Annotated in this window: 24 protein-coding genes and 3 pseudogenes; 8 read left to right on the top strand and 19 right to left on the bottom strand. The window is 50.8% G+C overall.

The window, feature by feature from the left end; all coding sequences use genetic code 11:
* Positions 1-146: 146 nt before the first annotated feature.
* The 7 genes and pseudogenes from IPM28_17270 to IPM28_17240 form a co-directional block, all read right to left on the bottom strand.
* A pseudogene (locus IPM28_17270) lies at positions 147-860 on the bottom strand (hypothetical protein).
* 3 nt (positions 861-863) lie between these two features.
* On the bottom strand, positions 864-1,184 hold the full coding sequence (locus IPM28_17265; GenBank protein ID MBK9174732.1) for a Dna2/Cas4 domain-containing protein: 321 nt from the start codon (positions 1,182-1,184) through the stop codon (positions 864-866).
* The gene (locus IPM28_17260) at positions 1,082-1,615 is read right to left on the bottom strand and encodes a PD-(D/E)XK nuclease family protein (GenBank protein ID MBK9174731.1); all 534 of its coding nucleotides are present in this window, start codon (positions 1,613-1,615) and stop codon (positions 1,082-1,084) included. The genes IPM28_17265 and IPM28_17260 overlap by 103 nt, the downstream gene beginning before the upstream one ends.
* Before the next feature lie 145 nt (positions 1,616-1,760).
* Complete coding sequence (locus IPM28_17255) at positions 1,761-2,003, bottom strand: hypothetical protein (GenBank protein MBK9174730.1); 243 nt, start codon at positions 2,001-2,003, stop codon at positions 1,761-1,763.
* Positions 2,004-2,872: 869 nt separating this feature from the next.
* The gene (locus IPM28_17250) at positions 2,873-3,370 is read right to left on the bottom strand and encodes a UvrD-helicase domain-containing protein (GenBank protein MBK9174729.1); all 498 of its coding nucleotides are present in this window, start codon (positions 3,368-3,370) and stop codon (positions 2,873-2,875) included.
* A gap of 148 nt (positions 3,371-3,518) precedes the next feature.
* Positions 3,519-3,757: pseudogene (locus IPM28_17245) on the bottom strand (UvrD-helicase domain-containing protein).
* A gap of 1,237 nt (positions 3,758-4,994) precedes the next feature.
* A complete protein-coding gene (locus tag IPM28_17240) occupies positions 4,995-5,228 on the bottom strand; it encodes a hypothetical protein (GenBank protein ID MBK9174728.1) in 234 nt (77 codons plus the stop codon).
* A gap of 71 nt (positions 5,229-5,299) precedes the next feature.
* Between IPM28_17240 and lexA the strand changes: the two genes are divergently transcribed.
* The 4 genes from lexA (at position 5,300) to IPM28_17220 (ending at position 10,008) form a co-directional block, all read left to right on the top strand.
* Entirely contained in the window at positions 5,300-5,929 is a 630-nt protein-coding gene (gene lexA, locus IPM28_17235) for a repressor LexA (protein ID MBK9174727.1), read from the top strand.
* Positions 5,930-6,040: 111 nt separating this feature from the next.
* A complete protein-coding gene (locus tag IPM28_17230; GenBank protein ID MBK9174726.1) occupies positions 6,041-7,351 on the top strand; it encodes a nucleotidyltransferase in 1,311 nt (436 codons plus the stop codon).
* Positions 7,352-7,372: 21 nt separating this feature from the next.
* Entirely contained in the window at positions 7,373-7,996 is a 624-nt protein-coding gene (locus tag IPM28_17225) for an SLATT domain-containing protein (GenBank protein MBK9174725.1), read from the top strand.
* Positions 7,997-8,094: 98 nt separating this feature from the next.
* The gene (locus tag IPM28_17220) at positions 8,095-10,008 is read left to right on the top strand and encodes a DUF3597 family protein (protein MBK9174724.1); all 1,914 of its coding nucleotides are present in this window, start codon (positions 8,095-8,097) and stop codon (positions 10,006-10,008) included.
* A 17-nt stretch (positions 10,009-10,025) separates the two neighbouring features.
* On the opposite strand, the gene IPM28_17215 is transcribed toward IPM28_17220, so the two are convergent.
* The gene (locus IPM28_17215; GenBank protein MBK9174723.1) at positions 10,026-10,928 is read right to left on the bottom strand and encodes a DNA/RNA non-specific endonuclease; all 903 of its coding nucleotides are present in this window, start codon (positions 10,926-10,928) and stop codon (positions 10,026-10,028) included.
* A gap of 519 nt (positions 10,929-11,447) precedes the next feature.
* Between IPM28_17215 and IPM28_17210 the strand changes: the two genes are divergently transcribed.
* On the top strand, positions 11,448-11,666 hold the full coding sequence (locus tag IPM28_17210) for a helix-turn-helix domain-containing protein (protein ID MBK9174722.1): 219 nt from the start codon (positions 11,448-11,450) through the stop codon (positions 11,664-11,666).
* 418 nt (positions 11,667-12,084) lie between these two features.
* On the opposite strand, the pseudogene IPM28_17205 reads toward IPM28_17210, so the two are convergent.
* From IPM28_17205 to IPM28_17155, 11 genes and pseudogenes are all read right to left on the bottom strand, one after another.
* Positions 12,085-13,193 (bottom strand): annotated as a pseudogene (locus tag IPM28_17205) (glucose 1-dehydrogenase).
* A 64-nt stretch (positions 13,194-13,257) separates the two neighbouring features.
* Positions 13,258-14,232 (bottom strand): hypothetical protein, encoded by a 975-nt coding sequence (locus IPM28_17200; protein MBK9174721.1) that lies wholly within the window; start codon positions 14,230-14,232, stop codon positions 13,258-13,260.
* Between the two features lie 122 nt (positions 14,233-14,354).
* Positions 14,355-17,039, bottom strand: a complete 2,685-nt coding sequence (locus IPM28_17195) for a glucosidase (protein MBK9174720.1) — start codon at positions 17,037-17,039, stop codon at positions 14,355-14,357.
* A 122-nt stretch (positions 17,040-17,161) separates the two neighbouring features.
* Entirely contained in the window at positions 17,162-17,647 is a 486-nt protein-coding gene (locus tag IPM28_17190; protein MBK9174719.1) for a YHS domain-containing protein, read from the bottom strand.
* Between the two features lie 29 nt (positions 17,648-17,676).
* On the bottom strand, positions 17,677-18,711 hold the full coding sequence (locus tag IPM28_17185) for a VOC family protein (protein MBK9174718.1): 1,035 nt from the start codon (positions 18,709-18,711) through the stop codon (positions 17,677-17,679).
* Positions 18,712-18,714: 3 nt separating this feature from the next.
* A complete protein-coding gene (locus tag IPM28_17180) occupies positions 18,715-20,277 on the bottom strand; it encodes a GMC family oxidoreductase (GenBank protein MBK9174717.1) in 1,563 nt (520 codons plus the stop codon).
* Positions 20,278-20,290: 13 nt separating this feature from the next.
* Positions 20,291-21,172 carry an aquaporin gene (locus IPM28_17175; GenBank protein MBK9174716.1) on the bottom strand — a complete coding sequence of 294 codons (882 nt, stop codon included), beginning with the start codon at positions 21,170-21,172 and terminating at the stop codon, positions 20,291-20,293.
* Positions 21,173-21,256: 84 nt separating this feature from the next.
* Positions 21,257-22,705, bottom strand: coding sequence for a S8 family serine peptidase (locus IPM28_17170; GenBank protein ID MBK9174715.1), 1,449 nt, complete (start codon positions 22,703-22,705; stop codon positions 21,257-21,259).
* A 70-nt stretch (positions 22,706-22,775) separates the two neighbouring features.
* Positions 22,776-23,090, bottom strand: a complete 315-nt coding sequence (locus tag IPM28_17165) for a zf-HC2 domain-containing protein (GenBank protein ID MBK9174714.1) — start codon at positions 23,088-23,090, stop codon at positions 22,776-22,778.
* Positions 23,091-23,096: 6 nt separating this feature from the next.
* The gene (locus IPM28_17160) at positions 23,097-23,762 is read right to left on the bottom strand and encodes a sigma-70 family RNA polymerase sigma factor (protein MBK9174713.1); all 666 of its coding nucleotides are present in this window, start codon (positions 23,760-23,762) and stop codon (positions 23,097-23,099) included.
* Between the two features lie 4 nt (positions 23,763-23,766).
* Positions 23,767-23,979: a hypothetical protein gene (locus IPM28_17155; GenBank protein MBK9174712.1), complete on the bottom strand. Its 213-nt coding sequence runs from the start codon at positions 23,977-23,979 to the stop codon at positions 23,767-23,769.
* A gap of 153 nt (positions 23,980-24,132) precedes the next feature.
* Here IPM28_17155 and IPM28_17150 point away from each other — a divergent pair, with 153 nt between their 5' ends.
* The 3 genes from IPM28_17150 (at position 24,133) to IPM28_17140 (ending at position 26,912) form a co-directional block, all read left to right on the top strand.
* Positions 24,133-25,461: an NAD(P)/FAD-dependent oxidoreductase gene (locus IPM28_17150; GenBank protein MBK9174711.1), complete on the top strand. Its 1,329-nt coding sequence runs from the start codon at positions 24,133-24,135 to the stop codon at positions 25,459-25,461.
* Positions 25,462-25,617: 156 nt separating this feature from the next.
* Positions 25,618-26,166, top strand: a complete 549-nt coding sequence (locus IPM28_17145) for a sigma-70 family RNA polymerase sigma factor (GenBank protein ID MBK9174710.1) — start codon at positions 25,618-25,620, stop codon at positions 26,164-26,166.
* Between the two features lie 125 nt (positions 26,167-26,291).
* A complete protein-coding gene (locus tag IPM28_17140; GenBank protein ID MBK9174709.1) occupies positions 26,292-26,912 on the top strand; it encodes a pyridoxamine 5'-phosphate oxidase family protein in 621 nt (206 codons plus the stop codon).
* Positions 26,913-26,943: the final 31 nt, after the last annotated feature.

Raw genomic sequence — 26,943 nt, 5'->3', positions numbered from 1 at the left:
GGCGGCTGCAACAATTCGATCCAACAATGCCTCCGGTTTTTGCGTTGGATAAGAAATATGTTCATTGCAAAGTAAATACGCAGAAATATCCCAAACATCATCCACGTCGCTAATTTTATATAATCCGTACTCATCTTCTGCATCGTTCAAAATCTGGAAACGACGGTGTTAGGGCCTGGTCCGTACAGACAGAAATAGTATTCTTTCACCTTTTGAACTTGAAAGTAAGATTCAGAAGATTTCGTGTAGAACAAGATATTGTCGTGTTTTCTTTGGAATTGCTTGGTCGCAAGGTTTCCAGTTCGATAATGCCAGATTATCTCATTCTTAAAATTGTCTGCCCAACAGTTCGTCGAGGATGCATCGCAGGTAATGGGCTTTATGCCAGTCACAATGCAACATTATGGAGCCTTTATCGGACAGCAGTTCGCGAAGGAGGATTAGTCGTTCATACATGAACTGTAGATATTCATCGTTGGTCAAATATCTGTGTATTGCTTTTCCTCAAACGCATTCTGATCGTTCGCGATTTTCTGGTCTCGAAGCTTAACCTTCTTTTTGTAAACCGCTTTTGAATCAAACGGCGGATCTATGTAAATGAGGTCGACCTGACCTCGAAACTCCTTGAGGAGATGGCTCATTACCTGCAAGTTGTCGCCCCAATAAATACGATTGAACCAACCGTCCGATTCTTCGCCATAAGTCTCTTTGAGCTGCGCGGGATAGTACTGAGTTGATTCGAACGGACGCTTGCCCTGCCAATAGAGCATTGGATAGCCCTTGATAGGTTCGAATTTATACTGTTCAACCGTTTCGATCGGCTTCTCGAATTCCGATCCTAAAACTCTGTCTTTGGCCATCTTTTACTCGTATTTCTTCGGATTGCAGTGATAACGCATGTCGCAGTTGCCGCACAGTTTTTCGGTTTTCATTTTAGGGTCGATTGTAAAATCCTTTTTCTCGATCTTGCTGACGACCGTGTCGAAAGTGCGAATGGTTTCATCGATGTGATTCTTTTCGTATTCAAATGTAACGTACGGACTTCCGGATTCCTCTTTTGGATAATAAAGATGCAGTCGGCTTACCTTATGTCCGGTTCGTTCTTCGACCAAATGTCCGTAAACTTCGAGCTGCCTGCGGTACTGCTCAAGCATCTTCCTAGTGATCTCATCGTTTGAGTTGATGTCCGGTTTGTCGCCAGACTTAAAAAATCGATTATCTCGACCGTTCCATTCTCACCTTCGATAAGGTCGATCGAACCCTTCAAAATGTAGTCGTCTTTAACCAGCGAAACGTCAACCTCGGCCTCTTTGATCAAGTGCCACCGATCGGAGTTTCGATCTCGATACCGAAGGATCTGTTGCAAAAGTGATCGAAGCTGGCCCTCATGAAGGTAAGCTCGCTGCTGCTTTGATAAAAGGGCGTAATTTGTATCATACCAGCCCGCGATGTTGTCGTCAGTGAGCGTGTGAATCTCGTTTCTTAGGACCGCTTTGTGAATATCCTCGATCGTCTGATGTAGCAAGCTGCCGCCAAGAACGCCACCGGTACGGACCTCGACAAACTCAAGTTCTTTGTAAAACTTATATTGCAGTGGACAGTTTTCATAAAGCAATATATGCGACGTGAACGAATACTCGTGTTTTTATGTTAACCGGCTTGACCGTCTTCAAATCCAGTTTCGATATATCGAACTGCGGGTCTCCCAATTCAGGATCTCCCGATGGAGATTCTGGAAGGGTGCGGTCGGAATACTGAGATCACCGGATTTCTTGCGTTCTCTGGAGTTGATAAACGAGTAGATCCTGCGGCCGCGAAAAGCAGTATAAAACAGCCGGTAAAAATCGTAGAACTGAGTCAGTTCCAGCGGCTCGAACGGGGCTTCGAATACTCGTTTTGAAGTATCTCCATCTGTTTCGTCGTATTGTTTCCGCGGCGTACTGTAAGTGAATCAACTGCACAACGATTGGAAACTCCAACCCTTTCGCCTGATGGATCGTCATGAACGAAACGCACCCTGACGGCAAATTCGTCGAAATCCTCGTACTCCTCGATTCCGCCTTCGACAATGAATCTCAGAAATTATTGAAGAGTTTGCGAAGCGTGATAGCCAGATTGCCCGGCGTTAGGACCGTGAGAGATTATGGATGTATTCGAATTTATAAAGAAAGGAAAGTGGCGATATTATACTAAGCTCGTAGATCTACCTTGTTTTCGTTTAGATCATTTTGTAAAAAAGTCCAAACATTGGGAATTCGAGCAGTTGATACAACAAGGCAGCAAAAGCATAATTAGTGTTACCCGTCAGCGTGAGATGTTCCTTCGATCTTTTCTGACACCATTTGAGAAGCTCTGCATTTCGGTCCAAGTCGGACCGAAGAGCGTTCGCGAATTCAAGTTTCCATGCTTCATACCGATCCCAAATTTCGAGCTCAGCATCCTCGGCCCATTTAAGATCCTCAAAAAGATTCGGAAAGATGAAGATCAGGAGCGGAGAGTAACAGTTTTATTTCAGTCCGGTCGAAGAAAAGTGCAGATCTAGGGAGAAACTCGAATACCGCGTTCCTCCAGATAGTCAGCCAGGCCGATCGCGGTCGAATGCTTGACTGACCGGAAAAGGGAATGCAATTTGGTTGTAGTCGGTCAGTTTGCCGCTGTCTTCCAAGGTCTTTATGAACTGGTAGACTTCTTCAAAATAAGTTGCTTCGTTGTTCGCTCGGATCTTGATCGCAGACGGATACTCCGCGAAGTCAGCTTCTCAGGACGATCGTCTTTTCAAATCGGAAAGTCACGCCGTTTTCCGTCCAGTTTTGTTCCATCCATCCACCGATTGTAAAGTCGATAATGCCTGGATGCGATCGATAGTTCGTGACTAACTTCGCCTTCTTGCACTCCGGAGCAAAGTTTTGCGGAAATTCGAGAATGTTTCGGATCGTGGCACCTCAAAATGATATAAACGCTTGATCGTCGTCGCCGACAACACAGATACGTTTATGTTTGTCGGCCAACATGAGTACAATCTTTTCTGGATCGTGTTCGTGTCTTGGTACTCATCGATCATCAAATACTGGAGTTTGTCCTGAAGCTTGCCCAAGATTTCCGGCCGATTCTCTATCAAATGGAGCATTTCGCTTTGGATTACGAAAAATCCAGACAATTCTCTTCGGCTAGTTTTTCCTGGTAAAGTTTGTAAAACCGTCCCATGACGCGGATCTTGAGAACCCGTCGATTTGATCAGGACGTCCGGATCCAAACATTCTTCGGCGAGCTTTGAAACGCATCCAACCACCGTCTGCGATTTCTGCCATTTTCCGCCCGCGAAAGATCCTAGTACGGCTTCAGCATCTTCGATTGCGGCAAACTCGTTCATGTACCGATAAACGAAGTATTGGATCAAAGGCGTCAAGTATTCGATAACTTCTTAAGGCGGGTGTGTTCTCGATGTTCGTCGAGGATTCGCAGGAACATTGAATGAAGTGTACCGATGTACATCTCATTCAGATTTAAGCAGATTCAATTCAAGAAGCCGATTTGACGCGAGTGACAAGCTCCTTCGCGGCCTTTTCCGTAAACGTTGCAATAAGAATGTTTTCGGAAGCGACGCCATTTCGAACGAGGTGAAGTACCCTTTCAACGAGCGTGCAGGTTTTGCCGTTTGCGGACCGGCAATGATCAACAGCGGGCTTTCAGTCGTGGTAATCGGATAAACCAGGTCGTCGGCCGGACTTCTATCTTTGTGGGGCGTGGTTTGGTTCATTATTCAACTGCAAGAAGGGCGAATCCTAAAGATTCGCGCAAAACCTAAGAAAAGTCAATATTTTCCCCTGATTCCCCTACGCAATTTGACGCGTGTCGTGGTATAAGAATCCAACTATTTCGGGCCGTGTCATAATCCAAGGCGTGCGGAGTTGGCCCTGATAGTTGGTTACGAATATTTTCGGCGATGGTGTCACTTTGGAAAGCCGTTGATCTCAAAATTAGGAATTCTTAATGTTCGGAAGTCGATTCCAAATAAGATGAATGAACTGATCCGGGTTAGCATTATTGCTCATAGGTTAGGACAGGTAACCCTTCTCAGAGTGCTGTTGACACATTGAAGACGCGACGGTTCCAATCTACTATCGAGGATTCGTAACGACATCGAGAGGTTATCGAGGAATTTAAGATCGACGACCATTACGGATGTCTTGAGGAACAAAGACAGTTTTGAAATCGCGAATCTGATCTCAAGAATCGATGGCTACGTGACCTGTGGGGCGAATTTTTCCAGTCAATAAACCAGTCCTATGGAACCTTTTTTTGGGCATCAATCTTTACCTGGGCGATTGTCGTGTAAATGAAATCAGCGGCCGATAAAGACGCACAAAGGCTTTCGGGTCCTCCCCCCCCCAGAGGGTGTCATATTGCTTTTCTCTATCGCAAATCCTTTTAATGACTAGTCGTCGATGTTGTCCTTAGGTTCACTAAGCGTCAACCCGTGACCGTCGTTCTGACGGTTTCGCGGAAGGCGGATTTGGTACCGGGTTGAGGAGCCAGCGGATTAGGTAAAAGGGGCTGGGCAACATCTGTTCGGGGCCGTATTCGGCGAGGAAGGGTCGGATTTCTAGGGCAAAGGACAAGGCTAAGGAAGGTCATTCAGTTGGTTGAATACGACTTCCCGTCAACCGATGCGATAACGTCTTCGGTATGCTGCCCCGCCGCTTCAGCCAGGGTTGCCGCCTGACGGTATAAACGTCATCACCGTTCTTTTCGGGAAGACGGCGGTTCCGGCATTTCTGCTTTTCCCGGGCTAATGCCGTGCGACTTCGCCCTGACTGAGGTGATTCGGTCCGACTTCGGCGAATCCTTCACGGATGATCGAGAGTCTATGCGGATCATTTAGGAAACTCAAGGCACACGGCTTCGCGTTTCCTATGTTTCAGGTCACTCCGGCACCAGAGTGGCAATGGGATTCGACCCAGTGACCGCTTGATGCCGGAATTGTTTTGGTGATCTCATTTCTGGCGTTGAGCTAGCGTGCTTGCTGCGGCAGTCTTCGCTGCTTTGCTTGTGCGACCATCGCGCAACACCTTGGAGGCAGCCTTAGCCGCTGCCGCAGAGGTTCGTTCCGTCGGAGCCTTGCTTTGAGTTAGAGCACTTCCCGCGGCCTTTCTCACGGTCTTGCTGGTTGATGTTCGTAACACTTTGGCTGCGGCACGAGCCGCTCTACTTCCCGTTCCTTTTTTCATTATCTATCTCCTGCCCCACAAATGTCGTGAAAATATAATACCATAGGGCATTGAATATAAACATACGCTTCATGTATGCTTATATCATGGGACGTAAACCAAAAGATGATCTGAAGGGTTTTCTGTTTATTGCCGACCATTTGGCTCGATTTGGTAAACAGCCCTCTTTTGAAGCTATTCGAGTCGAATTGGATTATGGATCGAAACGTTCTGTGCAACTTTTACTCGATCGACTCGCTGCAGCTGGTCGTATTGTTTACGAGCACGGCGTAATTGAACTCGTTCACAAATCGGATAGGGTCGCTAATGCACGAACTGTTGACGTGCCGATTCTTGCGGAGGTGCCGTGCGGCCCGATGGAAGAGGCGATTGAGGATGCAAAAGGCTGGGTAAAGGTTTCGACATCGGTTGCGAAGCCTGGAAGCAGGTACTTCATCCTCCGAGCGAAGGGCGATTCGATGAACCTCGCGAATATTGCTCCCGGCGATCTCATGCTTGTACGACAACAAGCCACGGCGGACAACGGCGATATTGTTCTGGCCCTAGTCGATGGAGCCGCGACCGTCAAGCGTTTCCGTAGGGACAATGGTTTTGTCGTTCTTACGCCCGAATCCGACAACCCGGAAAACAAGCCAATGATCTTTACTGAAGGTTTTTCGATTCAAGGCAAGGTGATCACACGGTTACCCGACCCATACTAGGCAACAGGAGCAATATAACGATCCCACCACGATTTGTAAGAGGCAAGAAAAGTGACAAGCTCATCCGCGATAGCTCAGGTATATGCAGGTTCGAATTCAAATGGAGACACCCTGTCTGTTGCCGATATGATTCGCCAGTTCTTGGCGAATCTGGCGATAACGAATACAGACACCATCAGCCTGCGCTTACGGCGAGATCACCGCCGCGCTCAACAAAAGTTCCGAGATACCGAATCAAAGACGGCAAACACACTCCAAGTTGGATCCTTCGGTCGGAAGACAGGTATCAACGGAATTTCCGATCTGGACATGCTATACATCATGCCCAAGGCTAAATGGGAGACGTATAAGGATAACGGTCAACTAAAACTTCTTCAGGACGTGAGGGCGGCGATTCTCGCTCGCTATCCGAACACGGCTGTGCGGGTTGACCGTCTTGTGGTGACGGTCACTTATACGAACTTCCATGTCGAAGTCCAACCGGTTTTCGAGCAAGATGACGGCAGCTTCAAGTACCCAGACACCTATAACGGAGGCTGTTGGAAGTTCACGAAACCCCGCGCGGAAATGAAGGCGTTTGCCGAGTTAGACGAACAGAAAAACTTAAATCTGCGCCGACTTAGCAAGATGGTCCGAGCCTGGCGGAATAAGCATGGCGTGGTGATGGGCGGCCTGCTCATCGATACTTTGGCTTACAACTTTCTCAACTCGACTAGCGATTACGACACAAAGAGTTACCTTTATTACGACTGGATGAGCCGTGACTTCTTCAAGTACCTCTCCGAACTGCCGAAGCAAGATAGGTATAACGCCCCGGGAAGTGGCCAACACGTGAAGGTCAAGAAATCGTTTCAGCGGAAGGCCAAAAAGGCTTATCACCTATGTCTGGATGCGATCGATGCAGAGAAGACAAGTAGTGCGAACAAGAAATGGAAAAAGGTTTATGGTCGAGCCTTCCCGGCTGCGGAAACACAGACTGAGGCATCATCGAGCTCAGATCGTTCATGGCGGGCAACAGAAGAGTTTATCGAGGACAAATTTCCTATCGATATACGGTACAACGTCCGACTCGACTGTGAGGTCAAGCAGGATGGCTTCCGTGAACACACACTGCGACACATGCTTGCAAACAAATACCCGCTGTTTGCAAAACGTTCCTTGGACTTCTTCATCGCGGACATCGACGTACCGAATGATTACTCCGTCTATTGGAAGGTGCTCAATCGTGGGGAAGAGGCCGAGCGGCGGGATCAAATTCGTGGACAAATCGTCCCTGATCAGGGTTATGGACGAAAAACCGAGCCAGCGACATTCCGAGGTGACCATCTTGTTGAATGCTACGTGGTACAGAACGGCGTCGTCGTTGCCAGGAGTCGTATCAGTGTGCCGATAAGTAACAACGCTGAGCCTAACGGCCATTGACGGCTGTAGGACCGGTAGAAAATGGAAACTCATAAAACAACCGACGACACGGCTCAATCTCGGTCGATTCTTGAAGGGCAACTACGAGAGTGTTATGGGAGGGTGGTTTACACGCATAAGACGCATGAGGCCGCGGCCGACATACTAGAAATGCGGCTTAAACGCACAAAGCTCCTGCAGATTGCTCTATCCGCGGCAACAACTGCCGGGTTTATTGCGGCAGTCTTCGGGGGAACTCCGTACGTTGCGATAGTAGGTGTCATTACCTCAACAACACTGCTGGTGTTGAATTTGTATTCGAAGGAATATGATCTCGGGCAGTTGTCTCAGAAGCATCGCCAGACCGGGGCTGACGTTTGGCTTATCCGCGAAAAGTATCTATCACTCATTACTGACCTTCGCATGGGAGAGCGGCCTATCGAATCTTTGCAACAAGGACGCGATGAGTTACTCAACGAGCTTCATGCCATCTACGCTGGAGCCCCAAGCACCAATTCCAAAGCCTATAAAAGAGCTCAGAAAGCCCTTCAATACTCCGAAGACATGACGTTCTCCGATGCCGAGATTGACGCATTTCTTCCGAAAGAATTAAAGAAAGCGTCAAACGAGCTGGACGAATCGACGAAAATACCTAGTGAGATTTGATCCGCACCCTGGAGATCCTTCTCACAGTCAGGATGGGCATCTACATTGATCGTGAATTTGCATGACTACGCACGGGCGATCATCGAATTAATCAGGATATGAGCCAAACCGCTTCAACCATCACAAACGCGAACGAACCTACATTGCTCGGTCCATTCCTGGGCCATGTCACAACGAATAGCATCAAGATATGGCTCCATCTCGAACGGCCGCAAACTGTCATTTATGTCACGCTGCACAAAGGCCAGCAAGACGCTCCGGAGGTTGCATCGGCGACACTGGAACTTCGACGGGAGAAATTATTCACGGATTGCGTAACAATAGGAAATCTTCAGCCCGATACGACGTATTTCTACAAGCTTTGGACCAACCCAGCGCATTCGCTGCCCTTGCCGCTCGAAGGCCTGACCGAGAAAGAGTTGCACTTCCGTACGCTTTCCGAAGACCCCGACGAACAGGTCGATTTCGTGGTTATGAGTTGCCATAATCCAACCGTTTCCAAAGCCGACGGGTTCGACGGGCACGCCGTATGGGCGGATCTTCCGCAGATCATCGGGCGGGAAAGTAATCAGAAGGTCCGCTTCGCTTTGCTTGTCGGCGATCAGGTTTACGCGGATGATTGGCAGGATCTGGTTCTCAATGAGGAAAACGAGGAGGCGCGGCTGCGACATTACCTCAGCGCCTACCGACGATTCTGGAGCAACATCCACTACCGGCGGGTCATGTGCTCGCTGCCGTCTGTGATGATCTGGGACGATCACGATATCACGGACGGATGGGGATCCGAGGAGAAATCGTTTGAGGGCGAAACGAGCATTTTCAAGAAGAATTGGCAACGTCTTTTCGACGCGGCGTTTAAGGCTTTTTCTGTAATGCAGGCGAGCCGGAACCCTCCGCCGTTGACGGAGAACACGAAGGAGGGTCTGGACTTCTGCTTTATGGTTGGGAAGTTCGGCTTTGTCTTTATGGATCTGCGCACGAATAGAAACCTCAGACTGCGCAGGCTTTTGACGGAAGATCAGGCGTTTCGAATTCGTAAATGGGTGGAGGATAAGCGGCTGAAGATGCAAACTCTGTTCGTTGTCAGTCCGGTTGTTTTCTCCCACGGCAGTCCGGTAATCGAAGATCTGACATTAAAGGCGTGGCCATTTGTCATGTGGATCGTTGATGTGATAGCCCGATGGGGCAAGTGGGGTCAGGGACTGCAAACGAAATTCGGCAATTCTCTCGGAGACATTCGGGATGACATAAGGGATTCCTGGGGGTCCGAGGAAAATGCCGCGCAGACGGACGAACTGCTCAATTTCCTGTTTGAACTGCAGAACGACAAGGATCATCCTTTGCGCGTGGTAATACTGAGCGGCGACATTCATACATCAGGGTACGCGAACATCTATTCGAGCGATCCGGATCACGCCTCGGGCTCGTCGATCCCGCATATAACCTCGAGCTCGGTTTCGTACGCACCGTTCAATTGGCTGCTCGAAGCCGTCTACCGCCACGCTAGCAAGTCCGTCGCGCTCGGAGCTCGCGGCGTTTACAGCTCGCAGATAAGCCATCATTTCTGTTCCCGGAGCGTCGCGGTACTTTCCCTTCGGCCGCAGGCCAATGACGACTACCAACTTAAGGTGAAGTATTATTTGGAGGGATATCCCGAGCCCCAGATACTTTTGTTCGATCTTCGCACCGCGTCCCACCGAGAGAACGTGGCTTGGGTCGCCCAGGATAAGTTGTTCGCGAAGGAATATTCGCCAACGGCGAACATCGATATCGAGGCTCTGCTGATCGAACGCGCCAAAGAGGCTTCCATAAAACTGAACTGGCAGGAATCGATCGTCGATCTCATGAAACTACTCGGGCTCGACAGCAGTCTTGGTGTGCGGAAGCGTCTCGCCCAGGAATGGGGTTACGAGGGTACGCTTAACGGGTCGAAGGAAATGAACATCTGGCTTCACCAGCAAATGATCAAACGCATCCGTGAAAGCGGCGGCAAGGTCCCCAACGATATCTGAATTGGTCCGTTTTAGGTTCACCACAACTGAGCAGCCACGCCGTTCTCGATCTTGTCCTCCATCTGTGCCGTCAGTTCAGGGAAGAAGTTCAGTTTGGCAAGCGTTTCGATATGGTTGATGCTTTTTACGAACTTCAGAGAGATCTGCTGGTTGGCGGTCTGCTCCTGAGCGAACAGGAACGTGAGGTAGTCGGCATTGCCGGGGCTATCGTACGGATATCGTTTCGGGCGGACCAGAATGCAGAAAAACGAGTCCGGTATCGGTACCCTTGAACCGTTATTCCGAGTTATGAATGCGGGATTATCACCAAACACAGGGCCGACAATCACCCACACATGATGCTTCGGGCTTTGCGTTGTCCCCGCGTTGGGGTACCTGTTCAGGATATCGAACTCCAGCTTTTGCCAAACTCCACGGTTCAGGCTCGCTTTCTGGGGCGATATGTTGCTCATGAGGAAGCTTTCCATTTGCGACAGTTTTGCGTACTGCCGATTGGTAGCGGCGTTCGGGACCAGATGTCCAAGATCGTAACCGTTCCCGAAGGTTTCCGTCCCAATTCTATTTTCTGCAGGTAGTCGAAGATCATCTACGAAGAACGGAAATCGTTCATAATCCACATCCCTCTTAACCTTTGACACCTGGTAGGCCGCCCAGAGCGGTTGATTGTATTTTTTCGAGAAACCTATGAGGGATCCATGATTCACGAGAATCGTGACGGGATTGTCGGGGTCTTCATTTTTGGGGACGCCGTGAATGGTGAATAGGGGAAGCAGATATTCGAGAGCTTTCGAGTCCGGATGGACCGACGAATGATCCGTTTGACCATCTTGGCCGTAAACGCTTACCGCGAGGACAAAAAGGGTCAGTAAGCGACAGCACAGCTTCCAAAACAGGGGAATACCCGGAGCATTTGGTGACATAGGAACTCCTGTCGAACTTAAGATTAACCGAAGTCAGGCAGCGGTGGGGTCGCGTTGGAACAATCCATGATGATTGCCTTCGGTGTCGGAGAAAGAAGCAATGCACCCGACCGAAGGGACCAGTATTTTCGCTTGAACTATTGTAACGTTTACCAGAGCCGGAACCGTAACGAACTCGGATCCCCGTGCCACATTCCGTTGATGGAACTGCCCAACACCCGCCGAGATTCGAACTGGCGCAGTCGACGTAAAGAACGATGATGGATCCGGTGCCGCAGTCGGATCTGTGAATTCTGGACATGATGTCCGGTACGATCTTCGCAAATGGTTGCTTTTCAATCCATTGGTGCGCGCGCCAACCAATACTAAGAATAGGAACGTGTTAACAGATGGTCTTCCGTGCATTCCCAGATGCGTCAGAAGCGGCACGGCTGTTGCGGTGATGGTTGCGGCGTTGGCTTTCTATTTTGAGAAGTAGAGAAGCTAAGTTTAGAGAGAATTGTTGGGAGGAAAAATATTATGGCGGCTGATGTTATGATGAGGGAGAAACTGGCGTATTCGATCGAAGAGTTAGCGGAGCTATCGACGCTTTCCGTCCCAAAGATCCGGAAGGATATTCGAAACGGTAAACTGGAAAGCAAGAAGAAAGGTACGCGACGGATCATTCTCCGGGACGAGGCAATACGTTATCCGCCCCGGGCCGCCGGCCCGACCCCCCCCGTTAGCCCCACGCCTTAACCAACCGGTGAGAGCGACTGGTTTGGTGGTCTTTTTGATGACGACGAGAATGACGGGCAAATCTAATAACGCGAAAACAGACAAAGGCAAATGTAGTGATTTTTGTAACAACCCCCTGCACGTCTTGAGTGATACCGAGTGAACGGAAATTCGCGAAACATCAGTAAAAATCAGCCTGTGGCACTCAGTGACATTCTGTGAAAATCGCCCAAAACTTATTTGTAATCATCAGGTCGGGGGTTCAAGTCCCTTCACCGGCTCCAAATTATTCGATCGCTTGCGTGTGCATTGGCACTCCTTGAATTCGATCCGGTCGTTACCTCCGTTGACGTTGATCAACATCTGAAGGTTGGATTTAGTTCAAAGTGTCGCCTCGAAGTCAAATTTTAGCGCCCGATGCCCTTCTGCTTCCTGAGAACTAAGTCCTTTGATCTTCGAGTTCGCAGTAAGCCTTGATCACGCCCTTGCTATTCGACAGATGGTCGAAAAGTTTTTCGAATTCTTCGAGACCGTTCACTCTGTGCGTCAAAAGCCGGCTTAGCCAGTCGCCGTATTCGAGGACCGCCGCTGAAAGGTCCTTTACGCCGATCTCGAAGTACTCACGATTTGCATTGACGGTGCCTACCATCACCTTGTTTCCCAACACGAAATCGAGGTTGATCCGGTCGGCCGGAACTTCGACCTTTCGATCGCCGCCGGTCACGCTGGAAAGCACCAGCACGCCATTCTTTGCAAGTGCCTGCATCGCATCAAAGACGATGGGCGAAAAGCCGGTTGCCTCAAAAATGATATCGAATCCGCCGTTTTGCGCCGAATAGTCGTGAATAGCAACATCGTCTGTTGAAACGTACGTCGCTCCCAACTCTTCAATAAGGTCAGAATTGAGATATGGCTTCGGCGTGCGGCCAAATGTTACGACATCGATCCCACGTAAGCGAAATACCAACGTCGCAAGCAATCCTATTGTGCCCGCGCCCATCACGGCGGCTCGTTTCGGCTTCCAGACCCGCAAGCGTCTTTGGATCTCATACGCCTGTGTAACGCCTTTCTGCACAACCGTCATCGGTTCCAGCAGGACGCCCACATCTTTAAGTCCACGCGGCACCTTAACGACAAATTCGGCGTCATCGACGTAATACTCCTGACAGATACCCGTGACGCAGATTGATGCCGTTCGAAATACACGTCATCGGTGGTCATATCGTTTGTGCCGATGAGATCGTAAATACTCGACCCCGGGCGGCGAACCGTTGCCACCACATAGTCGCCCTTTTTTAGCTCGCGAACATTTGGGCCGACTTCTTCGACAACTCCAAAGCCCTCGTGTCCTATGACAAGAAAATTCTCTCCGATCGGTGCTGCACCGTACTCGGCATTATTGATCTCCTTGTCGGTACCATCGACACCGACGCGAAGGACCTTGACCAACACGCCTCGGCCATTCGGAATTTCCGCAATGTCCGGCATCGGCATCTCAACTAAATGGGCAGAGTTCTTGATCCCAGGTTGTATTGCAATTGCTTTCATGATCTATGAATTCAGACAGGTTCCTTCTTTTCGCGACATCGGGCCAACGGCCCTCATTCTTTTTCTAAGCTGCAAACGCCCGCGTCCATGCGGGTTTTACGTCTAATCCTGTAAGTGTTCGCATCACTCGTTTTGGCTCGCCGAGATCGCACCACCCGACGTCGCCGACTCGCAGCACCAAGAGTTCATCTGTCGCCTTTTCCAAAACGTCCTGGGAAAAATTTACATCGGTGATCCGTTCGTAGATCGAACTGATCATTGAAGACTCGCCTGCTGTACCTAACGCTGGCGCCGATGCGACAAACACACGATAGAGATCCGGAAGATGCTTTCGGAACATCTCGAGAAATCCTCTTGCTTTGCCGACCATCACGAAACTGTTCCAGAGACACCTTTGTTCCTTCAGTTTCCGGGCCGTCCGATGAGATGGTTTTTCCCAAAACCGCTTCACCCGGCTGACCGAATGCGTAAGACCGCCGAAAAGCGATTCGACCGGCTCGATCCACCCGTACGACGTCTCCGCTTTCGTTGCCTCAAAACCAAGCAAAACGACCGAATGGGGGTTTATTTCGACGGCACGAAATGCGCTTTCCACCATTTCCATAAATTCTTCGTTGTCCGAGAAATAATGATCTGAAGGAAAGAAGGCGACCGTTGCTTCAGGCGAATTATTTGCGATACGCAATAGGCTATAGAGTATCGCAGGAGCGGTACCTCTGTTGATCGGCTGAACTACCCGGTTCGCTTCTGAAACATCCCAAAGAGAGTGTTTGTAAAACGGTTCATGTTTCTGAGTCAGGCTGAAGAATGTGTTCTCGGGCTTGATCTTCAATGCCACCCGATCGCGTGTCTCCTCCAACAACGTTCGATCGTTCAGAATCGGACAGAACTGTTTTGGACGCTCATCTCCGGCAATGGCACGCGTCAATGACCTCAAACGCGAACCGTCCCCGCCAGCGAGGATAACCGCATGGCGTTCGGTTGTCGTCCGGCCGGGACCGTCATATCTTTTAGGCTCTTCTGTTACAGTGTGATCCATAATTCTTCCATGCTTGAAATCGTACGCAACTGTTAGATCAACCGGATAATGCGAATTATTCCATCAGTTTGCGGGAAAGTGGGCGGACCGAATATGGCCTTCCAAACCTCTCACCGGAAGATTCAGCTTCGATTCTGCTGGAGCAGTTTTGCGACGAGTCCGGTCCAACCGGTCTGATGGCTCGCACCAACGCCCGAACCGTCATCGCCATGAAAATACTCGTAGAACAAGACGTGATCACGAAAATGCTCGTCTGTTTGAAACCTCTCATTCTTGCCGAACACCGGGCGCATATCATCGCCGTTCCGCAAGAATATACTCGAAAGCCGCCGCGATAATTCCTGCGAAACCTCCCAAAGGTTCAAGAAATTCCCCGAACCCGTCGGGCATTCAACTTTGAGGTCATCGCCGTAGTAGTGATGGAACTTCTGCAGCGATTCGATCAATAGATAATTGACCGGAAACCAGATCGGCCCACGCCAGTTGGAATTTCCCCCAAACAGGCCGCTGGAAGATTCGCCCGGTTCATAGTCGACGCGATGTTCCTCCCCATTCACGTTCAATATGTACGGATTGGCTTTGTGGAACCTTGATACAGCCCGGACGCCAAATGGCGAAAGAAACTCGGTTTCGTCGAGCATTACACTTAGAACGCTCTCAAGCCGCTCGCGATAAACAACGGCCAAAAGTCGGCGTTCGCCCATGCCGGGGGTTCGCATACACGCAACGTTTGCGGTGAGATCGGGGCGATTGTCTATGAACCATTGCAACCGACGCCGGAAATTCGGCAGTGCGTCGAGCGCTTCGGGCTCGATCGTGCTCACCGCAAAAAGCGGTATCAGGCCGACCATCGAACGGACCTTCAGCGGCTTGTTGCCCTCGCCGTGCAGATGCAGCACATCGTAGTAAAACCCGTCATCGTCGTCCCAAAGCGAAATACCTTCGGAGCCCAGATTATTCATCGCATCTGAAATATGCAGGAAGTGTTCCCAGAACTTACTCGCGACATCCTCGTAGGTGCTATCTTCGACGGCAAGCTCCAGCGCGATCGCGAGCATATTAAGGCAGTACATTGCCATCCAGCTCGTCCCGTCAGACTGTGCCAGCTTTCCGCCGGTCGGCAACGGACGCGATCGGTCAAAGACGCCGATATTGTCGAGGCCGAGAAAACCGCCTTCGAAGACATTCATGCCCTCCGAATCCTTGCGGTTCACCCACCAAGTGAAATTGAGCAGCAGCTTATGGAAAACTCTCGCGAGGAACTTGCGATCGCCGCGACCGGTGCGTTTCTTTTCGATCTGATAAACCCGCATCGCGGCCCATGCGTGAACCGGGGGATTCACATCGCCGTAAGCCCATTCATAAGCGGGGATCTGTCCATTCGGGTGCATGTACCATTCGCGCAGCATAAGCAATAGCTGTTCTTTTGCGAAGTTCGGATCGATCAGTGCGAGCGGGATGCAGTGAAAAGCAAGATCCCAGGCCGCATACCACGGATATTCCCATTTGTCGGGCATCGAGATAATGTCTGCATTGTACAGATGCCGCCATTCGCTGTTTCGCCCGTGAAGGCGTTCGGCTGGGGGGATCGCCTTGCTATTGTCACCTTCGAGCCAGTCCTTCACCACGTAGTGGTAAAACTGTTTCGACCAGAGCATTCCCGCAAATGCCTGCCGCTGAACGTTCCTTGCATCTTCAGAGAGCTCCGGGGGAACGATCGATGCGTAATGATCATCAGCTTCGCGAATGCGTGCTGCAAAGCAATTATCAAAATCTGCAAAAGGGTCGGCGCCGCCAGCCCGAATCGATGCAGAGGTCGATCTGCTTTTGGTCAATGCTCTGATACCGGTGAGATCGATGTCTGAAAGTCGAAGCCGCACGCTGATCTGCGATTTCGCGGGAACATTGAGCTTGTAGTTCGCTGATGCCTTTGTACCGACTTCCGCTCGGTTTATGCGATCAGCACGGCCCTGAACTATATAATCGTTGATCCCGTCCTTAACGAACGGTGTGCGACTCTTACTGCCAAAAAGCCGTTCACTATTCGTTTCATTTTCCGTGAACAGCAACTCCGGCGAGCCTTCGCAATAGAGCCACCTTTTTCCGTACTCGGGACATTCGAGCTCTAAGACACCGACATCTGCCTTCCGTATTCCACAATTCGGATCTGAAGCGTTCCAGGCCCACGTATTTCGGAACCAGATAGTTGGCAGCACGTTGATCTGCGCGGCTTCATCACCACGATTCGCAACAGTGATCTTGATCAGAATATCCTCGACGTCGGACTTTGCGTATTCGACGAAAACATCGAAATATTTGTCGTCGTCAAAGATCCCGGTGTCGATCAACTCGAATTCGCGTTCGTTCTTGTCGCGATCTCGGTTCTCTTCGATCAATTTCACGTATGGAAATTCGGATTGCGGGTACTTATACAGGAACTTCATATACGAGTGCGTCGGCGTAGAATCGAGATAGTAGTAGATCTCTTTGACGTCCTCGCCGTGGTTGCCCTCGCTGCCGGTAAGTCCGAATAAACGCTCCTTAAGGATCGGGTCCTGACCATTCCAAAGAGCGAGCGCGAAGCACATCTTCTGATGGCGATCGGAGATCCCCGCAATGCCGTCTTCGTTCCATCGATATGCCCGCGAACGGGCATGATCGTGTGGGAAATAGTCCCAAGCCGATCCGTCCGGACTGTAATCCTCGCGAACGGTACCCCAGGCTCGTTCGCTTAAATATGGTCCCCAGCGTTTCCAGTGTTTCGTCCGTTCGTCTGACTGTCGGAGTCGTTCTTTTTCAGCATTCATGGTCAAATGATCCTCGACACTTTATTCCAATTGCGATCCAAGGTATTCCGGGCACTTAAGAATAAGAACGGCGACCGAAGATCGTCCTTCGCATCGCCGTATATGTTTGATCGCCGGCGGGATTAGCCCTTGTGCTGCGGTTTCTTTGCCTTGAACCCGTTCCAGTTCTCCTCACCTTTCTTGATGTTCTGCTGCTGTTCTTTTTCCCACATCTCCTTAACTTCAAGGTTGTAGTTCAAGTAGAGTTTTCCATCGACGATCTTCCAGGCATTTGGATCGCCGTCCGCCGTATAGCCCCGAGAAACCGCATATGAGCAATATCCACCGAACTGAGGCGCATAGGCCTCGGGGTTCTGTCTGAACTTTTGCAGATTCTCCTCGCTCGAAAAAAGCCACTTAGCCCCATTCCATACATATTCGTATTCAGGACGGCCCTTAACGGCATTCTCGACGGCGAAATACGCCACTGCGTCAAAACCCTTAAGTGCGGCACCCTCGTCGTCTTTATCGATTGCCGCAAAATTTGTCGCTTTCGCACAGGCCGCGAGCGATATTGCGATACCAACAAGTACTGCCAGATATAAAAACTTCCGATCACATAATTTCATTGTGTTTGCTCCTAATTTCTGCATTGAACTCACCGTTCGGTAAGCCGAACGGCGTGTCCGTCCGGGTCGCGGATCAAAGCCGCTTTGCGAAACCCAAGCTGACCATTGCCGAAAAGCACCGACCCGCTCGAAATGAACCCTGTACGATAGCCGGTTAGAAGGCTTTCGAAGCCGCCGGCATCAAAGCTGGTTTGCCAATGCCAGATATCATTGGACTTCGAATCCTTCGGGTAGGGGCGTCCGTCCGCCGGCGCTATATATTCAAGAAACTCGACTGCGATGCCGTCTTGTTTTGTCTTCAAACCGGTGATATGAAGCTTTGCGCCGAACACATTGTTGAGATGCTCCTGTTCGTTGCCGTAATTGACGCTAGTTCCGGCCACCGCTAAACCGAGTCTTTGCTCATAGAATTTCAAGCTGGCGTCTGTATCGCCGACCACGATCGCGGTATGATCGATCCCAAGAAAGAGCCTTCCTGATTTTTCGAGATCATGCCATTTTTGCAGGCCCTTGCCCTGAGGAAATTGAAGAATCTCAAGCACGTGATCGTCAATATCTTTGAAATAGAATGCCTTGATCCCTGCCGCAGCCGTTATGTAAGCTGGCAGCGTCTGAGGTGCGGTCGAAGCGTGACGAACCTTATTTGCCCGCAGCAACGCATAAGCCTTATCCATATCAGAAACAATGATCGCAATATGCTGGAACCAGCGATCGTTGCTTCTGGAATCGACGGGGATCGGGCGTCCCTGCGGCGTCAAATATTCGGTCAGTTCAAGTGTTTCACTACCGAGCCTCAGTCGAACGATTCGGACCCGTGCCCCGAACACGCCCGATAAACGTTCGAACTCGTGCCCCCAAACCTCCACCTCCGACACCTTTTCGAATGGCAGAATTCGAGTGTAAAAATCGAGCGCCTCGTCCATATCCGAGACGGTGAAACCGACAGATTCGACGTTTGACACGCCTTGACCGCGCGACGAGCCGAAAAGAGCCAGGATCGATAGCAGAGCGACCAAGAACCAGCCGAACTTTAAGGAATTTAGTGGTTTGCTTTCCGACTTCATTTCTTAGTTCATCCTTTCAAGCAAATGTCTGCCAACCCGCAGTGCATTCGCCATGATCGTTAGTGCCGGATTTACCGCCGAGCTCGACGGAAAAAAACTGCCGTCGACGACATATAGATTGTCCAGGTCGTGGGCTTTGCAATTTGTGTCGAGAACGGAAGTTCTTGGATCATCTCCAAATCGGATCGTTCCATTCTGATGTGCAACGCCGGCGAGTGGGATCTGCTCGGCGAGATAGAGATTTCGCGAGAACAGCCCTTGGTGACATTCATTGCCGTGAATGTTGCACTTCCGCTGATTATTCATCAGTTCTTTGAGCTTTCCTTGCAGGCGTTTATGAGCTTCGATGTTGTTTGGCTTGTAATTCAGAACGATGTCGCCATTCCTGTTCAGCGTTACACGATTTTCGGGACGCGGCAGGTCTTCGGTCGTCAGCCAAAAATCGAGCGAGTGTTTGGCCATCTGATCGAGTGCGAAGCCCGGCGCAATTGCGGGTGCTCCGGCAGATAGTGTTACGCCATCCAGCTTTCCGACGAACGAAATGTGCCCCATTGGAAACGGGAAATCTTCGGATCCGAAATAAAAATCATTGACCGCAAGCGTCTTTTGAAAAACCGTCGGGTTCGGGCATTTTGAAACGGCAAGCAGTACAGAATTTACATGACCCATGTAGTTTCGACCGACCTGATCGGAACTGTTCGCGAGACCATTCGGATGCATGTGGTTCGCCGATCTCAAAAGCAGAGCCGCTGAGTTGATCGCACCGGCGGAAAGGACCACGAGATTCGCCGTGTAGCGTTCCTTTTCACCGTTGCGTTCGACGTTCACGGCCGTGACCGACCTGCCGGTAGAGCTGGTCTCGAGTTTTGTCACCAACGCATTCGTCAAGAGTGTGACGTTCGGATACTCAGTAGCATGGTCGACGCCGCACGTCTGCGAGTCCGCCTTCGCGTTCAAAAGGCACGGAAATCCATCGCAGGTTGCACACCGGACGCACAGACTTTTCCTACTGTCTTCTTTCAATTGGATCCCGAGCGGGACGTGAAATGGTTTAACACCCATTGCGGAGAAATCTTCGGCGAGTTGTTTAATACGCGTCTCATGGCTCACGGCCGGATGCGGATATGGCGCACTGGACGGCGGTTCGGTCGGGTCTTCGCCGCGCGTCCCGTGAACGTGATACATGGCCTCGGCCTGAGTGTAAAAGGGCTCGAGTTCCCCGTAATTGATCGGCCACGCAGGAGAAATGCCGTCATAGTGCTTTAGTTCGCCGAAATCACGTTCGCGCATCCGGAACAGGGCGGCCCCGTAGAATTTCGTGTTACCGCCGACGTTGTAATTTGTATGGGGGTGCAGCGGTTTGCCTTGATTGTCATACCACACTTCGCGGGTGTTGTATTTCGCCTCGACATTCACCGCTCTGGAGTTCCAGTTATCAGGCTCGCGCTTTACATAATCGCCGCGCTCGAGAATAAGGATCTTCTTTCCCGACGGTGCGAGTTTGCGCGCGAGCGTGCCGCCGCCTGCACCCGTGCCGATAATGATCACATCGTAATTTCCTTTCATAATAGACTCCAGATCAAGACAGCCTGGCGACCGCGTCAACATCGTGGCGATCGTTCCTGACCTCGATATTCTCGGCTGCCTTTACCTCCCTGAATTCATTTCCACGTTGATATATCCCGATATCGTCGAATCGACAGTTGAAAATACAGCGAGACTTGCCGCTGTGGTCAAATTTTGCGCAAAGTACGGCTTTAGAGCCTTTTGCACGAACGTACACTTCCGCCGCACCGAGCATTGCGATCGACGGTGCGATGAAATAGATCCAAACCGCGTTCCATGTATTCCCCGCAACCGCTGAACTGAAAGTACGTGCCGGATTCATGCTCATTCCGGAGATCGGTGATACGACTGGTATGTAGATCGCGACCAACAGCCCGGCAAAGATCGGTGTGTACTTATACAGGATCCGATGATTGCTCGTTACGAGCACTACCGACATCATTACGAACGCGATCGTCAGCTCGCCTGCAAAAGCAGCCAAGACACCGTAAACACCGGGGACCGTGGCAACGAAATTCACCTCTCGGGCCTCGAGCCGCTCTTCAAGGATCAACCAAGATAGGAGGACTCCGGACATGCCGCCAACAAATTGAGCAGCAACGTACATTACGGCATCCGGCCGACTGATCTTGCCAAGGCGAAGGAATGTCAGAGTAACGACGGGATTGATATGCGCTCCCGAGCGTTTTCCCCACGGTGATTTGAAGATCGCCATTGCGGTCATTCCCATCGCGACTCCCATAAGGACATTGCGAAAGATGACGCCATATCCTGCAAGATATGAATCCGGATGAAACAGAAGGACACCGAATACGCATGCTGACACCATGAATGTGCCGAGGCCCCACGCCTCGATCAGATATTCGGGCCAGTGATTTCTTATGGCGTTAAGCATCTTGATCTCGCATTTTGAAATCAAAGTTCCTGACTTTTTTATTCCACCTTCGAGTTCGTATCGAGTATGCGTTGGGGCGTATTCTCAGTTGACGTCGAGAATCGAATGAAAACCTCCGAAGCCGTCCTCTTCCTTCATTCCATGAGTCGGGTCTTCGACCCAGCGATGGCCATCAATAAGGAACTTATATCTGTATCGAGTTTTATGTTCGGCGGATATCGTCGCGTACCAGAAGCCGTTCGATGACCTCTCTAGGGACACGCCTGAAGGATCCCAGCCATTAAAGTCACCGACGAGGTTGACCGATCTGGCACTGTCGTCGTGGAACGAGAAGCGAAGAGATGCTCCATTTCGCCGTGGCGGGTGGTGAACATTTGGATCAAAATGGTGCTTTTCGGCTTCAGCGAGGTCAACGGCTTTTTTTGCATTTATTACGCCGTAGCCCTGCCTGATCGCCGATGAGTTCTTTATCCGTTCGGCCGTTGTAATGAGAATATTCTTTACCGCGGCGGGCAAAAGATCCGGGTTGGCCTCAAGCATCTGCGCGACGACCGATGCGGTGACTGGTGCGGCGAACGAAGTCCCATCTACGTGCTGATAGTGCGTCGCAACGACCTTTCGCCTTTGTAAGCCATAGCCGACGATCTTTCGCACGGCCTCATCGTCCATGTTCAAAACATCAGCATTGAGACCTGCTTCGATCCAATACTCTTGGACCAATGGCCGAAACGAATAATCAGGTGCTGCTGCCAGCATCGAGAGCAATTCCGCAACATGATAGTCATTAGTTCTCGGCAGTATTGGTGCAGCAACGTACATCGCAGGTGCGATGATCTCGGGCTTGACGATCCTGTCAGCGGTCGGGCCAAAGCTTGAGTGATAAAGATCGAACGCATTTGGATCAAACCGGTTTTGATCGGTGTAACCGCCAACGGTAATGACCGACGGCGCGTTTGCCGGCGGGATCGGATGTGTTTCCGCCGAATTGCCGGCAGCGACAGTGACAACGACGCCCATTTCCACCAACTCTTCAGCCAGCCGATCGATCCGACTATCATTCGTCATGGCATCGATGTCGCCGCCGAGCGAAATATTAAGAATTCGTATTCCGTATTTTTCTCGATTGTCGATCACCCATTGAAGGCCTTTTTCGATCGAATCATCAGTTATGCGGCCTTGCTGTGCGACTTTCACCAAAACGAGATCGGCTTGATCTGCCAGACCACGGTAGATCCCGTCCGACAGCCGTCCGTCCCCCGCGCATGCAACGACCGTCTGGGTTCCATGCCATTGATGAGGTTGTGGCTCAGCGGCTGCGTCGCATCTATTTTCCTCGCCGTGAATGTCATGAAACGCGACGATCCGATCAGCGATGTCGGGATGAGGGTAAAATCCGGAATCAAGGAATGCTATCGTAACGCCACGGCCGTTGTATTTCGGGCTGGCACCCAGTCTTTCAGCCGTCGGGATCACCGAAAATCGGTTTTGTGAATGCTGGTGATGATGAGTTTCAGTGAATGTAGAAGTCGCCATAATCAGTGATGCGCACGCGATGCGCACAACTATGGCAAATCCACTCTTGGGCGGGAATTATTCCATCTAACTACGAGGCAGTATTGGCAGAATCGAGGGCATCCTTCATCCGCTCACGTGCGGCGTGACTAAGCGAAATGTGCTGGAGGGCATCATCCATTCCTTCGTCGCTGTGATCAAGAGCTGTTCGAATAAAGTTTATCTGTTTCAGAAAATTGACACACGGATCACATGAAAGCAGATGCAGCTTCATCAGTACCCATTCGCGCCACGAAAGTTTGGCATCCATCGACGCGGTGATGATCTTGACAATTTCCCGGCACGGCGGCAATTTCCGCCAGAGAAGGACGTTGAACCTGGTATGTTTTACTTTAGCTTCTTTCATTACATACTAGACCGGATGCTTGAACCATTTTATTTCGATACAGCGCCGGAGCTGCATGCGGGCTCTATGCATGATAACCCAAAAGTTACTTGGTGAAAGGCCCATTGCGCTGCAAATATCCTCGCTTGACATCCCGTCCATTTCACGCAGTGCAAAAACACTTGCCACACGATCAGGCAAGGCCGAAAGACACCGGTTCATCACTCCCCAAAACTCGCTTTTCTCTATCGCTTGATCAGGCGACTGTTCAGGATCGACCGGCCTTAGCGCGACCACCCAATGGCCATCCCATTTGTCGGGCCGGGAAAAAAAACCATCCAGGTCGGAAAGATCCTCTTCATCGTCGGCCAGGTTTACTTCTTTACTGTTCTTCCTGTAATGATCGATAAGCTTGTGCTTCAATATCCCGATCAGCCAAGTCCTTTCCGATGAGTTACCGGCGTACCTCTCAAGCGATTGGATGGCCGACAAGAGCGTTTCCTGAACGAGATCTTCCGCCGCGGCTTCGTTGCGAAGCCTCACGAAGGCAAAACGAAAGAGAACGTCGCCATGGTCGTCGATCCAGCGAGAAGGATCGATGTTCGGACGCGTACGTTCGGCTTGCGGTGCCAATGCTTCGCCGGTCTCCATCTTCGTATTCTGAATCGTAAATGATACGGCTTCCGAGCCCATATTGTCATTCCCTGATCATGCTCAGTATGGAATCAACAAGTCGCTGAGGGGCCGAATCTCGGCCAATAGCCCGCTTCAATGCTCGCTTTAGACGCAAGCCGTCGCGCACCTCCGTCAACGACATTTGCTCCTTTCGTGAGAAAGGCTCGACATCGAAGATCCGGTTTCGCGAAGACATCTGCTTAAATCCTGACCCAACGCTCGAGTATTTTGTCATTGTTTCGCACTCCTCTACGCCCCTTCGGCTAATTTCATCTCTTTTATCAGACCAGGATGCGGTTTTATTCCAATGTTCCGTAACGGAATAAACTACGCCGCCGTCGCGATTGTTTTTGGAACGCTGCTCGAAGCGAGGTGTTCGTAGGCGACCATGAAACGGAAAACTAACATTCTCATCTTAGGAAGCGGATTTGGCGGCCTTTATACGGCGCTGAATCTCGAAAAAACACTTGCGCGTGATCCGGACATCGAGGTCACGCTGATAAATCGTGAGAACTTCTTTTTGTTTACGCCGATGCTTCACGAGGTCGCAGCAAGCGACCTGGACATCACTCATATCGTGAGCCCGGTCAGAAAGCTGTTGAAACGGGTAAAGATCTTCAACGGGAATGTCGAGAGTATCGACGTCGATTCCAGGATCGTACACGTTTCACACGGAAAGGAACATCACCATCACCAATTGCCTTACGACCATTTGGTGCTGTCGCTTGGTTCGATCACCAATTTCTACGGCAATAAAGGCCTCGAGGAAACCGCGCTGACGATGAAATCGCTCGGCGACGCGATCTATTTGAGAAACCACATGATCTCAAATCTCGAAGAGGCCGATTTCGAATGTTGCCCGAAGGTCCGTGAGCCACTGATCAACTTTGTCGTGGCCGGCGGCGGATTTGCCGGTGTCGAAACGATCGCCGGGGTCAATGATTTCCTTCACGAGGCACTGAAGTTTTACCCGAATTTGACCAAGGGTATGCTGCGCGTTGTGCTCGTACACGCTGGCGACACGATCCTGCCCGAGCTAAGCGATAAGCTCGGCAAATATGCCGCGAAGAAGCTCGCGGCGAGAGGCGTTGAGATCCACTCGAACACAAAGGTATCAGAGGTTGACGGTAACCTCGTAAGGCTAAGCGACGGCACGCGGATCGTAACGAACACGCTGATCTGGACGGCGGGAACGGCCCCAAACCCTTTGCTTGAAGCACTGCCGTGTGAAAAGGACCGGGGCAAGATATGTGCGGATGCTTTCATGGCTGTGCCCGGATATGAGGGCATCTGGGCCGTTGGCGATAGCGCCTCGATAGTCGATCCGAAAAACGGGCGACCCTACCCTCCGACCGCGCAGCACGCAATTCGCCAGGGCAAGGTGCTTGCCCACAACATTAAAGCCTCTATCCGCGGAGGAAAGATGAAGCCGTTCGTATTCGAAACGATCGGTCAACTCGCAGCACTTGGCCGCAGAACAGGAGTCGCGCAGATCTTAGGCGTGAACTTCTCGGGTTTTATCGCTTGGTGGCTATGGCGGACGATCTACCTGATGAAGCTGCCCAGATTTGAAAAGAAACTGCGCGTCGCGCTCGATTGGACGCTGGATCTGATCTTCACGAAAGATCCGGTGCAATTTCTCACGCTGCGAGCTCCGAGCGTATCTAGTGAAGAGCTGCCGCCTTCAGTCAGGACCTACACGGCAACCGCAAGGTAAACGGGCGATTGTCGCTCAATCTAAAGGGATGAAACAGCGCAGTTTCATCCCTTTTTCTCGCCTCAAAGAAAATCGAAAAAAACATGTAAGGATTTGCGAGCCCGCGCGACAAATGGTTGTGAGCGGCAATTTTTCATCAATCTTAGGAGCAACCATATGACCAAGATAGCGGCAGAAATTTTTGAAGCGGAAGCGATGCAGCATATCGACGACCTATACCGAACGGCAAAGCGGCTAACAAGAAGTGAAACTGAGGCTGACGACCTTGTTCAGGAAACCTATATGCAGGCATGGAAATCCTTTGCACATTATGAACCCGGCACGAATTGCCGTGCGTGGCTCTACAAGATCCTGTTCAACAAGTACGATCACCATCGACGAAAGCAGTTCACGCAGGCAAAGTACTTTCAGGAAGCCGACGAACTCCTGTTTGAGTTCTCGACCGCAAGGCCCTCAGTCCCGGAGCATCTCACCGATGAAGAGGTTATTAACGCGCTTGACAAGCTATCAGACCATTATCGATCGGTCGTGTTGCTGGCTGACGTTCACGAATTTGATTACAAAGAGGTCGCACAGATCCTGGATATACCGATCGGGACGGTCATGTCGCGTCTCAGTCGAGCCAGGACGCAATTGAAAAAGTCTCTCGCAGGGGTCGCCCGAGAATACGGCATCAGAACCCCAGGTCTCGCAGCGGTCGCGTAAACTCGTTTCGTTCTTATATTATCCTCCGAAATACTTGACGCCCGGTGCGATCATCCGGGCGTCATTTTTGGCTTTATCGATCGTTTGGCGACAACTGTCGTATCATGCAGTAGAGGGGTTACAAAATGTCACACAAGTTCTATGACCTTACGTTCACGCCGAGCGTAAAGCTCGCGCAGGAGCGTTATGGCTCGAGAAAGAAGCTCGAACGATTTGAAGGCGGTGAACCTGATTTTAACGGCCTATCGGATGCGGAAACTGATTTTATCGGATCGCGAGATGGTTTTTACATGGCGACCGTAAGCGAGAACGGCCAGCCTTATATTCAGTTTCGGGGCGGGCCGCCCGGATTTCTAAAAGTCCTGGATGAACGGACGCTCGGGTTCGCCGACTTTCGCGGGAACCTACAATACATTAGTGTCGGAAACCTCGCTGCCAATGCGAAAGCGGCACTGTTCCTAATGGACTACGCAAATAAAGCTCGCCTTAAGATCCTCGTGCAAGCCGAGGTCAAGCCGGCGGCCGAAGTTCCAGACCTCATCGCCGAGTTGGAAATGCCCGACTATAGAGCAAAGATCGAGCGTGCGGTCACTCTCCATGTCGAGGCGTTCGACTGGAATTGCCCGCAGCATATAACACCGCGATACACGATGGCCGAGGTTGAGCAGATGATACTGCCGCTTCGCGACCATATTGAAAACCTTGAGAAAGAGATTGCCGTCTTAAAGACCGAAGTCTTTAACTAGTTCCGGATTCCGTCTGAATATCGAGATCTCA

Source organism: Chloracidobacterium sp. (assembly GCA_016716305.1).
GTDB lineage: Bacteria > Acidobacteriota > Blastocatellia > Pyrinomonadales > Pyrinomonadaceae > OLB17.
Note: the sequence above shows the minus strand (reverse complement) of the source record. Positions and strands in the feature narration are given on the sequence as shown.

Bases quoted from the DNA above. Each gene is read 5' to 3' on its own strand.
- IPM28_17255 (MBK9174730.1), bottom strand. From the start codon at position 2,003: ATGACGATCCATCAGGCGAAAGGGTTGGAGTTTCCAATCGTTGTGCAG.
- IPM28_17250 (MBK9174729.1), bottom strand. From the start codon at position 3,370: ATGAACGAGTTTGCCGCAATCGAAGATGCTGAAGCCGTACTAGGATCT.
- IPM28_17240 (MBK9174728.1), bottom strand. From the start codon at position 5,228: ATGAAAAAAGGAACGGGAAGTAGAGCGGCTCGTGCCGCAGCCAAAGTG.
- lexA (MBK9174727.1), top strand. From the start codon at position 5,300: ATGTATGCTTATATCATGGGACGTAAACCAAAAGATGATCTGAAGGGT.
- IPM28_17225 (MBK9174725.1), top strand. From the start codon at position 7,373: ATGGAAACTCATAAAACAACCGACGACACGGCTCAATCTCGGTCGATT.
- IPM28_17220 (MBK9174724.1), top strand. From the start codon at position 8,095: ATGAGCCAAACCGCTTCAACCATCACAAACGCGAACGAACCTACATTG.
- IPM28_17215 (MBK9174723.1), bottom strand. From the start codon at position 10,928: ATGTCACCAAATGCTCCGGGTATTCCCCTGTTTTGGAAGCTGTGCTGT.
- IPM28_17210 (MBK9174722.1), top strand. From the start codon at position 11,448: ATGGCGGCTGATGTTATGATGAGGGAGAAACTGGCGTATTCGATCGAA.
- IPM28_17200 (MBK9174721.1), bottom strand. From the start codon at position 14,232: ATGGATCACACTGTAACAGAAGAGCCTAAAAGATATGACGGTCCCGGC.
- IPM28_17195 (MBK9174720.1), bottom strand. From the start codon at position 17,039: ATGAATGCTGAAAAAGAACGACTCCGACAGTCAGACGAACGGACGAAA.
- IPM28_17190 (MBK9174719.1), bottom strand. From the start codon at position 17,647: ATGAAATTATGTGATCGGAAGTTTTTATATCTGGCAGTACTTGTTGGT.
- IPM28_17185 (MBK9174718.1), bottom strand. From the start codon at position 18,711: ATGAAGTCGGAAAGCAAACCACTAAATTCCTTAAAGTTCGGCTGGTTC.
- IPM28_17180 (MBK9174717.1), bottom strand. From the start codon at position 20,277: ATGAAAGGAAATTACGATGTGATCATTATCGGCACGGGTGCAGGCGGC.
- IPM28_17175 (MBK9174716.1), bottom strand. From the start codon at position 21,172: ATGCTTAACGCCATAAGAAATCACTGGCCCGAATATCTGATCGAGGCG.
- IPM28_17170 (MBK9174715.1), bottom strand. From the start codon at position 22,705: ATGGCGACTTCTACATTCACTGAAACTCATCATCACCAGCATTCACAA.
- IPM28_17165 (MBK9174714.1), bottom strand. From the start codon at position 23,090: ATGAAAGAAGCTAAAGTAAAACATACCAGGTTCAACGTCCTTCTCTGG.
- IPM28_17160 (MBK9174713.1), bottom strand. From the start codon at position 23,762: ATGGGCTCGGAAGCCGTATCATTTACGATTCAGAATACGAAGATGGAG.
- IPM28_17155 (MBK9174712.1), bottom strand. From the start codon at position 23,979: ATGACAAAATACTCGAGCGTTGGGTCAGGATTTAAGCAGATGTCTTCG.
- IPM28_17150 (MBK9174711.1), top strand. From the start codon at position 24,133: ATGAAACGGAAAACTAACATTCTCATCTTAGGAAGCGGATTTGGCGGC.
- IPM28_17145 (MBK9174710.1), top strand. From the start codon at position 25,618: ATGACCAAGATAGCGGCAGAAATTTTTGAAGCGGAAGCGATGCAGCAT.
- IPM28_17140 (MBK9174709.1), top strand. From the start codon at position 26,292: ATGTCACACAAGTTCTATGACCTTACGTTCACGCCGAGCGTAAAGCTC.